The sequence below is a fragment of the Bacillus sp. hwrm1 genome (genome assembly GCF_040207805.1).
GTDB classification, from domain to species: Bacteria; Bacillota; Bacilli; order Bacillales; family Bacillaceae; genus Bacillus; species Bacillus velezensis.
Genome location: NZ_CP157943.1, coordinates 1488399 through 1501337 on the forward strand (window position 1 = coordinate 1488399; position 12939 = coordinate 1501337).

The following is a 12939-nucleotide window of genomic DNA, read 5'->3' on the forward strand; positions in this document are numbered from 1 at the left end:
AAACATGATTTCAGTTAACGATTTTCGTACAGGACTAACGATTGAAGTAGACGGCGGCATTTGGCGCGTCGTTGACTTCCAGCACGTAAAGCCGGGAAAAGGAGCGGCATTTGTCCGTTCTAAATTGCGTAACCTCCGCACGGGCGCTATTCAGGAGAAAACATTCCGTGCAGGTGAAAAAGTCGCGAAAGCTCAAATCGAAACAAAAACGATGCAGTATCTTTATGCCAACGGCGATCAGCACGTGTTCATGGATACAAGCTCATATGAACAGCTTGAATTGAACGAAAACCAAATCGAAGAAGAATTGAAATATCTTCTGGAAAATATGTCTGTGCACATCATGATGTATCAGTCTGAAACGCTCGGTATTGAACTGCCGAACACAGTTGAACTGAAAGTTGTTGAAACAGAGCCGGGAATTAAAGGCGACACGGCGTCAGGCGGCACAAAACCTGCCAAAACGGAAACAGGTCTTGTCGTAAACGTACCGTTTTTCGTGAACGAAGGCGATACGCTTGTTGTAAATACATCAGACGGCTCTTACGTGTCAAGAGCGTAGTCAAAGAAATTCGGAGTCTGCTCCTTTTACGGGGCAGGCTTTTTTTGCGTTCTGCCTGAATCTTTCTTCTATATGAAAATAGTGAGACTACTTCCGTCAGCTAGAGCATATAGTGTAACAAAATGCTTGAAGTTGGGGGATTGCAATGAAATTTTTGTTCGGTTCAATCAATTCTACTGTTTTAACGATGGCCGGTTTACGAGTTTTGTCCTCGCTCATTGAATTATCGGCCGCTATTATCATGCTTTTGACAAACGACATCAGAAAGGCGGTTGTGGTGAATAGTATTTTGGCAATCGTCGGCCCGCTGATCTTTATCATCACAATGACGATCGGCATTTATCAGATTGCCGGACAGCTCTCATATGCAAAATTAATATTGATTTTTGCGGGAGTCGTGCTGATTTTGGCCGGTGTGCATAAATAGAGGGCCGGGGTGTCATAAAGTCTGTCCCGGATCATACATTTTAGAGAAGCCAATCGGTAAAAAAGGAGGAGACTCTATTGAATGAGATTACAGAGGTTCTCCCTGAATTATTGAGAGATGCCATCTCCGCCGTGCCCGAAGAAGCGAGGCGGGATACAGAAGAAATCAGAATCCGCGTCGACAGGCCGGTTGAACTGATCCAAAAAGGACAACCTTTGTATTTGTCATATGTCTGTACGGCCGGCGACGCACAGCTGATCCTCAGCCGGCTCAGCAATTACAGTATGTACACGCTGGAAGAAGAGCTGAAAAAAGGATATATCACAATCAGAGGAGGCCACCGTGTGGGGCTGGCCGGAAGAGTCATCGTCGAAAACGGAGCCGTCAAAGGACTCCGGGATATTACTTCTTTTAATATCCGAATCGCCCGGGAGAAGCTGGGAATCGCAGAACCGCTCATTCCTTTCTTATGGAAAGAAAACTGGCTGAATACGCTGATCATCGGTCCTCCGCAAACGGGGAAAACGACCTTGCTTCGTGATTTGGCCCGGCTTTCCAGCACCGGATCAAAACGCATTCCCGCAAAAAAGACAGGTATCGTAGATGAACGTTCGGAAATTGCCGGCTGCCTGCGGGGCATTCCCCAGCACAGTTTCGGCCGCAGAATCGATGTCCTTGATGCCTGTCCGAAGGCGGAAGGGCTGATGATGATGATTCGCTCTATGAGTCCTGATGTCATAATTGTGGATGAAATCGGGAGAATGGAAGACTCACAAGCGCTGCTGGAGGCGCTCCATGCGGGCGTATCCGTCATCGTATCTGCGCACGGGTGGAATATGAAAGACTTGGTAAAGAGGCCGTCGCTGAAAATGCTTTGGGAGGAAAACGTGTTTGACCGGTATGTTGAACTGTCAAGGCGCCGCGGTCCGGGAACGATCAGCAGGATGTACGGAAAGGACGGGGAACCTGTTCCGCATGCTGAAAGCGTGATGACATGCTGAAGCTTTTGGGTGCCGTGTTTATTCTGACAGCGACGACTTGGACCGGATTTGAGATCGCCAAAATGTATATAGAAAGGCCGAGGCAGATCCGTCAGCTGCGCGCGGCGCTCCAATCGCTTGAAGCGGAAATCATGTTCGGACATACACCGCTGCATACCGCCTCGGGACAAATTGCCGCACAGCTTTCCAAACCTGTATCGTTATTGTTTCAAGCTTTCAGCAGAAGGCTTGAGCAGGGAAGCGATTCCGCCAAAACGGCTTGGGAACAGAGCTTGAAACATAATTGGTCGTCCATGGCGATGAAAAAAAGCGAATATGATGTGCTGAAGCAATTTGGAGAGACGCTCGGGCTCCATGACCGTGTTTCACAGCAGAAACATATCAAGCTTGCGCTTACACATTTGGAAGCGGCGGAAGCGGATGCCGGACGGGCGCAGGCGAAAAATGAAAAAATGGTGAAAAGCTTAGGATTTTTAGCCGGACTGTTACTCATTCTTCTATTGATGTAAACATGAGGGGAGCAAACATAAAATGGGAGTCGACGTAAATGTCATTTTTCAAATCGCCGGAGTCGGTATCGTGGTTGCGTTTCTGCACACCATACTTGACCAAATGGGAAAAAAAGAATACGCCCAATGGGTGACGCTGCTTGGCTTTATCTATATTTTATTTATGGTGGCGACGATTGTCGATGACCTGTTCAAAAAGATCAAAGCTGTGTTTCTATTCCAAGGATAGGGGGGCTTACAGATTGAGATTGTTCAAATTGTAGGTTTAGGCCTGATCGCCACATTTCTCTCCCTGATCGTAAAAGAACAGAAACCGACTTTCGCGTTTATGATTGTCGTCTTCAGCGGCTGCGTGATCTTTCTTTATCTCATCGACCAGATTTACGACATTATCAGAATGATAGAAAAAATAGCCGTCAATGCAAATGTCAATATGGTCTATGTGGAAACCATTTTAAAAATTATCGGCATCGCCTACATCGCTGAATTCGGAGCGCAGCTGACAAAGGATGCGGGCCAGGGAGCGATTGCTTCGAAAATAGAGCTGGCCGGAAAAATTTTGATACTGGTAATGGCCGTGCCGATACTGACCGTTATTATTGAAACGATTCTCGGACTTATTCCTTCTTAATCATAAATGGAAAGGGGGCACAAAAAATGAAGCGCTTTCGGTGGGCGGGGGCTTTTTTGTTCATCCTCTTATTTTTTCAGACTGAATGTGTACAAGCTGCCGGAACAGACGGTGCGGCGCAGGAAACCGCAGTTCACCAAGAAACGGCTGATGAAGTGGCGAAAAAGCAGGCCGAAGCGCTGAAAACAGAAGGTATCGGAAAGTTTTGGGACGACATTATGACAGAATACGGCGGTCTTTTGCCTGAAAGCCAAAAGGGAAGCATCATCGACTTTATTAACGGAGAAAAAACGTTCTCGCCAGAGGCGTGGCTGAAGGCCTTATTTTCCTACCTGTTTCATGAAGTGCTCGCAAACGGAAAACTTCTGGGCACTTTGATCCTTCTCACCATTTTTTGTGTCATTCTGCAGCTTCTGCAAAATGCGTTCCAGCAGAGCACCGTCAGCAAAGTGGCTTATGCAATCGTCTACATGGTGCTGATTATTCTCGCTTTAAACAGCTTTCATGTTGCTGTCAATTATGCCAGTGAAGCGATCCAGACGATGACAAGCTTCATTCTCGCGCTCATCCCGCTTTTACTCGCGCTTTTGGCGTCTTCCGGGGGAGCCGTCTCCGCAGCTTTTTTTCACCCCGTTATTTTATTTCTGATGAATACGAGCGGCCTTCTCATTCAAAACATCGTCATGCCGCTTATCTTCCTGTCAGCGATTTTAAGCATCGTCAGCACGATGACGGATCAATATAAAGTCACGCAGCTTGCCAATCTGCTCAGAAATATCGCGATCGGAGCGCTTGCCGTATTTCTCACCGTGTTTCTCGGCGTCATCTCCGTACAGGGGGCTTCGGCTGCCGTGACGGACGGGATTACGCTCAGGACTGCAAAATTTATAACAGGCAATTTTATTCCCGTACTCGGCCGGATGTTTACGGATGCGACGGATACGGTCATCAGCGCCTCGCTCCTATTAAAAAACACCGTGGGAATCCTCGGAGTCGGAATTTTGATCTGCATCTCCGCGTTTCCGGCGATCAAAGTGCTCTCGCTCGCTTTTATTTATAAGCTCGCGGCCGCTATTCTGCAGCCGCTCGGAGGCGGGCCCGTCATTACGTGCCTCGGCGTCATCAGCAGAAGCGTACTGTATATTTTCGCGGCGCTCGCCATCGTCTCTCTCATGTTTTTCCTCAGCATCACAGTCATTATTACAGCAGGCAACCTCACTATGATGATGAAATAAAGGAGGCCCATTGGATATGAGCTTTTTAACAGAATGGCTGACAAGCATTATTTTATTTATCTTATTCGCCATCGTCATCGACATGCTGCTGCCCAGCTCCAGTATGCAAAAATACGCCAAGATGGTTGTCAGCCTGCTGTTAATCATTGTCATGCTCAACCCGATATTCAAACTTTTCAAAACAGACCCGGAAATCATCTTCGATTATTTGACAAAACAAGAGCAATCTCAATCCGCTGATATAAAAAATCAAATTAAATCAGAAAAAAAAGAAATACAAGCATCAAACCGCGCATATGTTTTAGAAGAAATGGCTGTCCAACTAAAAAAGAAAGCGGAGGAGATGTTCAGTCATGACGAATACAAAATAGACGACATCCGCCTTACAGCGGAAGAACAGGTTCGTTCAGAAGAAGATGTAAAAACGATCAGCGTGTATATGGCCCCATCTTCTGAAAAAACCGTGCAAACCGTCGCACCGATCGACATCCGCACAGACCGCAAATACGAACCGGAAGGCGCAGCCGACAAAAAAGAGGCCGCAGACATCAAAGAAAAACTTGCGGATATATGGGAAATCGGCAGTGAGAAAATTACGGTTTATATGGAAGGCGGGGAGAAAAACGGCCATGAATAAAAACGGACTATGGACCATACTCAAAAAACAGCTGATGATCGGACAGGCGAAAGACGGAGAAAAACCAAAACTGACAAAATATCATTACTTTCTGTTCGTGTTTGTGCTCGGGGTATCTTTTATGCTGGTCAGCCAGCTGTTCTCTTCACCGGAGAAAACCGGGAAGGACCAAGCGGTGCAGACCGTCATGTCCGGCCGAACGGAAGACAAAAGCGGGCAAAAAAGCGCACCCGTTTTTAAGGCATCGAAAGACGGCAGCGCAAAAACCACGATCGATGATTACGAAAGAGACTATGAAAACCAGCTGAAAGAAATCCTTGAAACGATTATCGGCGTGGAGGATGTCTCAATTGTCGTAAACGTAGACGCAACATCTTTGAAAGTGTTTGAGAAAAATAAAACGAAAAAAGACACCACCACTGAAGAAACCGATAAAGAAGGCGGCAAAAGAAGCGTAACCGATCAAACCTCTGAAGAACAAATTGTCATGATTCGAAACGGGGACCAGGAAACCCCGGTCGTCGTCCAGACGAAAAAGCCCGATATCCGCGGTGTACTCGTTGTCGCTCAGGGAGTGGACAACGTTCAAATAAAAAAAACCATCATTGATGCCGTCACAAGGGTGCTTGATGTTCCGAGCTACCGTGTAGCGGTTGCCCCTAAAAAAATCAAGGAGGATTCATAAATCATGCTGAAAAAACAAACGGTTTGGCTTTTAACAATGCTCAGTCTCGTCGTGGTATTAAGTGTTTATTATATTATGTCGCCGGAAAGCAAAAATGCCGTGCAGATGAAAAGCGAAAAAAGCAGCGGAGAAGTCGCCACTGAAAAAACGCCGGCTCCTGAAACGAAAGATAAGAGCGGAAGCGGCACGGAAAAAGAAGACGGCACAAAAGGAACGAAAGATTCTAAAGGCACAAAAGAGGATAAAGAAACATCAGCCGAAGCATCGGACAAAGACGGATCGGTCGCCACAGAAACAGCTGATGAAAACTTATTTACCGCATACCGCATGGAGCTTGAAGACGCGAGAAGCAAAGAAAGGGAACAGTTAAACAGCATTGTTTCAAGCGATGATGCGACCGCAAAGGAAAAAAGCGAAGCCTACGATAAAATGACGGCGCTGAGCAATGCTGAAGGGACGGAAAAACAGCTGGAAACGCTGATTAAAACACAAGGCTACAAAGATGCGCTCGTGGATGCTGAAGGAGACAAAATCAACATTACCGTCATGTCTGACAAACATTCAAACGCAAAAGCTTCCGCTATCATTGACCTGGTGGAAAAAGAAATCAAGACGATGAAAGACGTCGCCGTCACGTTTGAACCGACAAAGTAAGAGACCTGAACCGCCCGCACCCGCTGCGGGCTTTTCTGATGTCATTTTAGATCAGTGTTGAATTTACACAAGCGCTCCTGTAAGATAAACATAGTATGTACTTTTAGTAGCAACCCATAAATTTCTATTTTTTATACATAGGAGTGGAAACTGATGTTAAAAATCAACGAAATTCATGAACTGATAAAAAGAATCGATGAATCTTCCATCGACGAATTTGTTTACGAAATTGAAGGCGTAAGCCTCAAACTGAAAAAAAATGAAGCGCCGGCAGTGAATGTAACGGGACAAGCCCAAGCCGTTCCCGCCGCTTACGCACCTGCTCCGCAGGCTGCAAAACCGGAAGCGAGTGAAGCCGCTCCTGCTCAGGAAGCGCCGAAACAAGACGAAAACCTGCACAAAATTACGTCTCCGATGGTCGGAACGTTTTATGCTTCTTCATCGCCGGAAGCCGGCCCTTACGTAAACCAAGGTTCAAAAGTGAGCGAAAATACAGTTGTTTGTATCGTAGAAGCAATGAAACTCTTTAACGAGATTGAAGCCGAAGTAAAAGGAGAAATCGTTGAAGTGTTAGTTGAAAACGGCCAGCTGGTCGAATACGGACAACCTCTATTTCTTGTAAAAGCTGAGTAAGGAGACCTGCTATTATGATTAAAAAGCTATTGATCGCCAACCGAGGAGAAATCGCCGTCAGAATCATCCGGGCCTGCAAAGAGCTGGGCATTGAAACTGTAGCCGTTTATTCTGAGGCAGATAAAGACGCCCTGCATGTCCAAATGGCCGATGAGGCTTTTTGTATCGGGCCGAAAACATCAAAAGAAAGCTATTTAAATGTAACGAACATCGTCAGCGTCGCAAAGCTGACCGGCACGGATGCGATTCATCCGGGATACGGGTTTTTAGCTGAAAACGCCGACTTTGCCGAGCTGTGCGAGGAATTAAACGTAACGTTTGTCGGCCCTACGGCTGACGCCATTTCAAAAATGGGAACAAAAGATATCGCGCGCGACACGATGCAGCTGGCGGGCGTGCCGATTGTGCCCGGTTCAAAAGGAATCATAAAAAATACGGAAGAAGCGGTTTCGCTTGCAGGTGAAATTGGGTATCCTGTCATTATAAAAGCCACTGCGGGCGGAGGCGGAAAAGGCATCCGGGTCGCACGCACAGAAGAAGAACTGATCAAAGGCATTGAGATTACCCAGCAGGAAGCCGCTACGGCATTCGGAAATCCGGGTGTGTACATCGAGAAGTACATAGAAGATTTCCGCCATGTTGAAATTCAGGTGCTTGCGGATAATTACGGAAACACAATCCATCTCGGAGAGCGTGACTGTTCTATCCAAAGACGTCTGCAAAAACTTCTTGAAGAGTCACCGTCACCTGCGCTTGATTCTGAAATCAGGGAGCAGATGGGTGAAGCAGCGGTAAAAGCAGCGAAGGCCGTCGGTTACACGGGAGCCGGCACAGTAGAATTCATCTATGACTACAGAGAACAGCGCTACTACTTCATGGAAATGAACACGCGTATTCAAGTAGAGCACCCTGTCACAGAAATGGTGACGGGAACGGATCTGATCAAAGAACAGATTAAAGTGGCATCCGGACAGGAGCTCTCGCTCAGACAGGAAGACGTTGAATTTAACGGCTGGGCGATTGAATGCCGCATCAACGCTGAAAATCCTGCGAAAAACTTCATGCCTTCACCCGGTAAAATTAACATGTACCTGCCGCCGGGCGGACTCGGCGTACGCGTGGATTCAGCCGCATATCCCGGCTACTCGATCCCGCCGTACTATGACAGTATGATTGCTAAAGTCATCACATACGGAACAACGCGTGATGAGGCAGTCGCACGGATGAAACGCGCGCTGAGCGAATTCGTGATTGAAGGTATTGAAACGACGATTCCGTTCCATTTGAAACTGCTTGAACACGAAACATTTGTCAGCGGAGAGTTTAATACAAAGTTTTTAGAAACATATGATGTAATGGGCTCATAATTTTTGCGGGAGGTGAATTGAATGGAAGACAACAGTGTGCTTAAAATGGATCATGATGAGGCTCATTTAGGCAAGGTTGAAATTGCTCCTGAGGTCATTGAAGTCATTGCCGGCATCGCCGCTTCCGAAGTTGAAGGAGTTGCTGAAATGCGCGGCAATTTCGCCACGGGCGTCGTAGAACGCTTCGGCAAAATCAATCACGGCAAAGGCGTAAAGGTCGATTTAGCCGATGACGGGATTACCATCGACGTCTATTGCGTCGTTCAATTCGGGATCTCGATCCCGAAAGTGGCGGCAAGCGTTCAGGAGAATATCCGCCAAACCTTATTAAACATGACGTCTCTGACCATTAATGAAATCAATATTCATATCGTCGGCATTCAATTTGACACGAAAGCCCAAGAAGTCGAAATCGACGAAGAAATGTAATGAGCGTATAAAAACCAAGGGGATGGGCAGCCCTTTGGTTTTTTATACGTTTCCCGTCATTTCAGGCATGAAGAAAGCCGGCTTACAAACGGCAGCCGAGTTTCTTCATGCTGTGAAATCCGAATGAAATTAATACGGTTTGTGAAAATATTCGGCATTAGGGTGAAAAAACCTAAATTTCGACATGCGATTGAGAAAAAAATATGTTATGATCTCTTTAAGCTTAACGACAAGCGGATAAAGCGGATCTGAAGGAGAAAGAAAATGAAAAGAAGAACAGCTAGAGAAAAAGCTTTGCAGGCACTTTTTCAGATTGATGTCAGCGATATTGCACCGAACGATGCCATTGAGCACGCGCTTGATGGTGAAAAAACAGATGCCTTCTTTGAACAGCTGGTGTACGGAGTGATCGAACATCAGGTTCAGCTTGATGAAATGATTTCCGGCCATCTCGTCAATTGGAAGCTTGACCGGATTGCAAACGTAGACCGCGCGATCCTGCGTCTGGCGGTGTATGAAATGGTTTATTCTGACGACATTCCTGCTAACGTGTCATTAAACGAAGCAATCGAGCTGGCAAAACGGTTCGGCGACGATAAAGCTGCAAAATTCGTAAACGGGGTTCTTTCTAACATTAAAACTGATATCGAATCATAGGAGGAAAGAAAATGACTGCAACAATCATCGACGGAAAAGAAACGGCTAAAGAAAAACGCGAACAATTGGCAAAAGAAGTAGAAGAGCTGAAAGCACAAGGCGTAGTGCCTGGATTGGCGGTCATTTTAATCGGAGACGATCCCGCTTCTGTTTCATATGTGACAGGCAAGAAAAAAGCCGCTGAAACAATGGGAATGAAATTTAAGCTTGACCGCTTTGACTCAAGTTTAACCGAGGCGGAGCTTTTAACAGTGATTGATCAGTATAATCAAAATCCGGAATTCCACGGCATTCTCGTCCAGCTGCCGCTCCCGGATCATATTTCTGAAAAAGCCGTAATCGAGCGGATCTCCCCTGATAAGGATGTTGACGGTTTCCACCCTCTCAACGTCGGGAAAATGCTGCTTGGCGAAGATACATTTCTTCCATGCACGCCGCACGGAATTGTCGAGTTATTGAAAAAGACGAACGTAGATCTTTCCGGCAAAGAAGTTGTTGTAGTCGGACGAAGCAATATTGTCGGTAAACCGGTCGGCCAGCTGCTGCTGAACGAAAACGCGACCGTCACATATTGTCATTCCCGCACGAAAAATATGTCTGAGCATACGAAAAAAGCAGATATTCTCGTGGTAGCGGTCGGTAAAGCGAACTTCATCAAAGCCGATCAAATCAAAGAGGGCGCCATTGTCATTGATGTCGGCGTCAACCGTCTCGAAAGCGGAAAACTTTGCGGAGACGTTCAGTTTGATGAAGCGAAAGAAAAAGCATCTTTCATTACGCCGGTGCCGGGCGGAGTAGGTCCGATGACCATCACAATGCTTGCGCATAATACTGTTAAATCTGCCAGACGTACGTTATCATAGATAACCGGAGACAGTCACAAAAAGTGTGACAATGAGCACGATACCCGCTTCTTAAGGCTCCTTTCAGCCAGAGCGGGTTTTCTTAGTTTAGGGCAAAAAGCCTTTATGAAAGGAGTGCAGGATGTGAGTGAAGCGGCATATGTCACGGTTTCCGCGCTGACCAAATACATTAAACGAAAATTCGATGTGGACCCTCATCTTGAAGACATTTGGATTAAGGGTGAGCTCTCCAATGTTAAAATTCATACGAGAGGCCACATCTATTTTACATTAAAAGATGAGCATGCCCGCATGCAGGCCGTCATGTTTCAGAGGCAAAGTTCGAGGCTTGCGTTTAAGCCAGAAGACGGAATGAAGGTCATCGTAAGAGGCGGCATCTCCGTCTATGAACCGAGCGGAAGCTATCAGCTGTACGCGAAAGAAATGCAGCCGGACGGTGTGGGGGCGCTCTACTTAGCATATGAAGAATTAAAGAAAAAACTTGCCGGCGAAGGGTTGTTTGATGACCGGCATAAGCAGGCCATCCCCGCTTTTCCGGCCACGATCGGGGTCGTCACGTCACCGACGGGAGCAGCCGTCAGAGACGTCATTACCACACTCAAAAGAAGATACCCCCTTGTGAAAGTCATTGTGCTTCCCGCGCTCGTTCAAGGTGAAAATGCCAGCAGATCGATTGTGAAGCGCATTGAAGAAGCCAATGCACAAAAAATGTGTGACGTCCTGATCGTCGGAAGGGGAGGGGGCTCGATCGAAGAATTGTGGGCATTTAACGAAGAAATCGTGGCCCGGGCGATTTTTGCTTCCGCCATTCCGATTATATCAGCCGTCGGACATGAAACAGATTTTACAATCAGTGATTTCGTCGCGGATATCCGGGCGGCAACGCCGACAGGAGCGGCAGAAATCGCCGTCCCCCACACGACGGACTTAATGGAACGGACAAAAACGGCGGAAGTCCGCCTGACAAGAGCGATGCAGCAGCATATCAGCAAGAAAAAAGAACGGGTTCAATCGCTCCAGTCATCCTACGCGTTCCGTTTTCCGAAACGATTGTATACCCAAAAAGAACAGCAGTTTGACCTTTTGTATCAGCAGTTCCAATCACAGCTCACAGGGCTTACGGACAGGAAACAAAGGCAGCTGGAGCGGAATACGTACAGATTAACGGCGCTCCACCCTGAAACCCAGCTGAAACAGGCGAAAAAACGGTACGAGGAGCGCTCAAATCAGCTCGCCCGAAGCATGAATGTCCAGCTGAAGCAGCTTCATTCGCAGTTTCAGACGGTTCTTGGTAAACTGAATGCATTAAGTCCCCTTCAGGTGATGGAGAGAGGATACAGTCTGGCCTATAAAGACAAAGAGCTGATCAAAAGCGTTGATCAAGTGGAACAAAATGATACGCTTGAAGTAAAGATGACAGACGGCGTTCTGACGTGTGAAGTATTGCAAAAGAGAGGCGAACGATAATGACAGAAACCAAAAAAAGTGAAGAGCTGACATTTGAAGAGGCGATGAAAGGCCTTGAAGGCATTGTGGCAAAGCTTGAAGAAGGAGACGTGCCGCTGGAGCAGGCGATTAATTATTTTCAGGAAGGGATGGCCCTTTCAAAAATGTGCCATGAAAAGCTTCAGCATGTCGAAAAGCAAATGGACTTTATTTTAAAAGATAACGGCGAACTTGCACCTTTCAGCGTTCAGGAGGAAGACGAAGGTGACAAATAAACTGGACGCATTTTTAGCATCGCGCAAACAACTGATTGAACAGCAGCTTTCTTTGTATACAGAACGGCTTGCGATGCCGGAAACCCTCAAAAAATCTATGCTGTATTCTTTGGAAGCGGGCGGAAAGAGGCTGCGCCCCCTCGTCGTCTTAGCCGTTCTGAATGCTTACGGAAAAGATGAAAAAGACGGGATTCCGGTCGGGTGCGCTGTCGAAATGATTCATACGTATTCTTTAATCCATGATGATCTGCCTTGCATGGACGATGATGATCTGCGCCGGGGAAAGCCCACAAACCATAAAGTCTTCGGAGAAGCGGCAGCCGTATTGGCCGGAGACGGGCTTCTGACAGAAAGCTTTAAACTGATCACATCTCATGTGTCTGAGGCGGTTTCAGCAGAAAAACGGCTCCGTCTCGTCGATGAGCTGATCAGCGCGGCGGGAACGGAAGGAATGGTCGGCGGACAGGCTGCCGACATGGAAGCGGAACAAAAGCGGATAACGCTTGAGGAGCTGGAATCCATCCACGAGCGGAAAACGGCCAAGCTCCTCGGTTTTTCCGTGACGGCGGGCGCCATTTTGGCAGATGCGCCGGAGGATGAAGTCGAAAAGCTGCGTCTGTTCAGCAGCCATATCGGCATCGGATTTCAAATCAGAGACGACATCCTTGATATTGAAGGGCATGAGGAGAGGATCGGCAAACCGGTCGGCTCAGATACGTCGAACGAAAAATCAACGTATCCGTCGCTTTTAACGCTTGAAGGCGCGAAAGAAAAGCTTGCGTATCATATCAGCGAGGCGAAACAGATCATCAGCGGCCTTTCTCTTCAGAAAGAACTGCTGCATGACCTCTGTGATTTAATCGCGGCGAGAGATCATTAAAAACGGTCCTGATTTGAAGGGGCTGCCGCTCCTATGGTAAAATGTAAG

18 protein-coding genes are annotated in these 12939 nt (G+C 47.1%); all 18 read left to right on the forward strand.

Features of this window, described 5'->3' with window-relative positions:
- Positions 1 to 4 precede the first annotated feature (4 nt).
- Positions 5 to 562, forward strand: a complete 558-nt coding sequence (gene efp, locus ABK447_RS07770; RefSeq protein WP_003153123.1) for an elongation factor P — start codon at positions 5 to 7, stop codon at positions 560 to 562.
- Between the two features lie 145 nt (positions 563 to 707).
- The gene (locus ABK447_RS07775) at positions 708 to 989 is read left to right on the forward strand and encodes a YqhV family protein (protein WP_003153124.1); all 282 of its coding nucleotides are present in this window, start codon (positions 708 to 710) and stop codon (positions 987 to 989) included.
- A gap of 77 nt (positions 990 to 1066) precedes the next feature.
- Positions 1067 to 1990, forward strand: a complete 924-nt coding sequence (gene spoIIIAA / locus ABK447_RS07780) for a stage III sporulation protein AA (RefSeq protein WP_007408342.1) — start codon at positions 1067 to 1069, stop codon at positions 1988 to 1990.
- On the forward strand, positions 1984 to 2499 hold the full coding sequence (gene spoIIIAB / locus ABK447_RS07785; protein WP_007408343.1) for a stage III sporulation protein SpoIIIAB: 516 nt from the start codon (positions 1984 to 1986) through the stop codon (positions 2497 to 2499). Before spoIIIAA ends, spoIIIAB begins: the two co-directional genes overlap by 7 nt.
- A 22-nt stretch (positions 2500 to 2521) precedes the next feature.
- Entirely contained in the window at positions 2522 to 2728 is a 207-nt protein-coding gene (gene spoIIIAC, locus ABK447_RS07790; RefSeq protein WP_003153142.1) for a stage III sporulation protein AC, read from the forward strand.
- 12 nt (positions 2729 to 2740) lie between these two features.
- Positions 2741 to 3130, forward strand: coding sequence for a stage III sporulation protein AD (spoIIIAD, locus tag ABK447_RS07795; RefSeq protein WP_071392571.1), 390 nt, complete (start codon positions 2741 to 2743; stop codon positions 3128 to 3130).
- Between the two features lie 26 nt (positions 3131 to 3156).
- Positions 3157 to 4365, forward strand: a complete 1209-nt coding sequence (gene spoIIIAE, locus ABK447_RS07800; protein WP_052827643.1) for a stage III sporulation protein AE — start codon at positions 3157 to 3159, stop codon at positions 4363 to 4365.
- A 16-nt stretch (positions 4366 to 4381) separates the two neighbouring features.
- On the forward strand, positions 4382 to 5002 hold the full coding sequence (gene spoIIIAF / locus ABK447_RS07805) for a stage III sporulation protein AF (RefSeq protein ID WP_003153146.1): 621 nt from the start codon (positions 4382 to 4384) through the stop codon (positions 5000 to 5002).
- Entirely contained in the window at positions 4995 to 5687 is a 693-nt protein-coding gene (spoIIIAG, locus tag ABK447_RS07810) for a stage III sporulation protein AG (protein WP_033574142.1), read from the forward strand. The genes spoIIIAF and spoIIIAG overlap by 8 nt, the downstream gene beginning before the upstream one ends.
- A 3-nt stretch (positions 5688 to 5690) precedes the next feature.
- Positions 5691 to 6341 (forward strand): SpoIIIAH-like family protein, encoded by a 651-nt coding sequence (locus tag ABK447_RS07815; RefSeq protein WP_007408346.1) that lies wholly within the window; start codon positions 5691 to 5693, stop codon positions 6339 to 6341.
- A 153-nt stretch (positions 6342 to 6494) separates the two neighbouring features.
- Positions 6495 to 6974, forward strand: a complete 480-nt coding sequence (gene accB / locus ABK447_RS07820; RefSeq protein ID WP_007408347.1) for an acetyl-CoA carboxylase biotin carboxyl carrier protein — start codon at positions 6495 to 6497, stop codon at positions 6972 to 6974.
- Between the two features lie 14 nt (positions 6975 to 6988).
- Positions 6989 to 8341: an acetyl-CoA carboxylase biotin carboxylase subunit gene (gene accC, locus ABK447_RS07825; protein WP_007408348.1), complete on the forward strand. Its 1353-nt coding sequence runs from the start codon at positions 6989 to 6991 to the stop codon at positions 8339 to 8341.
- A 21-nt stretch (positions 8342 to 8362) separates the two neighbouring features.
- On the forward strand, positions 8363 to 8770 hold the full coding sequence (locus ABK447_RS07830) for an Asp23/Gls24 family envelope stress response protein (RefSeq protein WP_003153156.1): 408 nt from the start codon (positions 8363 to 8365) through the stop codon (positions 8768 to 8770).
- 264 nt (positions 8771 to 9034) lie between these two features.
- Positions 9035 to 9427: a transcription antitermination factor NusB gene (nusB, locus tag ABK447_RS07835; RefSeq protein WP_007408349.1), complete on the forward strand. Its 393-nt coding sequence runs from the start codon at positions 9035 to 9037 to the stop codon at positions 9425 to 9427.
- Between the two features lie 11 nt (positions 9428 to 9438).
- On the forward strand, positions 9439 to 10290 hold the full coding sequence (folD, locus tag ABK447_RS07840; RefSeq protein WP_007408350.1) for a bifunctional methylenetetrahydrofolate dehydrogenase/methenyltetrahydrofolate cyclohydrolase FolD: 852 nt from the start codon (positions 9439 to 9441) through the stop codon (positions 10288 to 10290).
- Between the two features lie 123 nt (positions 10291 to 10413).
- Positions 10414 to 11757: an exodeoxyribonuclease VII large subunit gene (gene xseA / locus ABK447_RS07845; RefSeq protein WP_007408351.1), complete on the forward strand. Its 1344-nt coding sequence runs from the start codon at positions 10414 to 10416 to the stop codon at positions 11755 to 11757.
- Entirely contained in the window at positions 11757 to 12011 is a 255-nt protein-coding gene (locus ABK447_RS07850; RefSeq protein WP_007408352.1) for an exodeoxyribonuclease VII small subunit, read from the forward strand. Before xseA ends, ABK447_RS07850 begins: the two co-directional genes overlap by 1 nt.
- Entirely contained in the window at positions 12001 to 12891 is an 891-nt protein-coding gene (locus ABK447_RS07855) for a polyprenyl synthetase family protein (RefSeq protein ID WP_007408353.1), read from the forward strand. Before ABK447_RS07850 ends, ABK447_RS07855 begins: the two co-directional genes overlap by 11 nt.
- Positions 12892 to 12939: the final 48 nt, after the last annotated feature.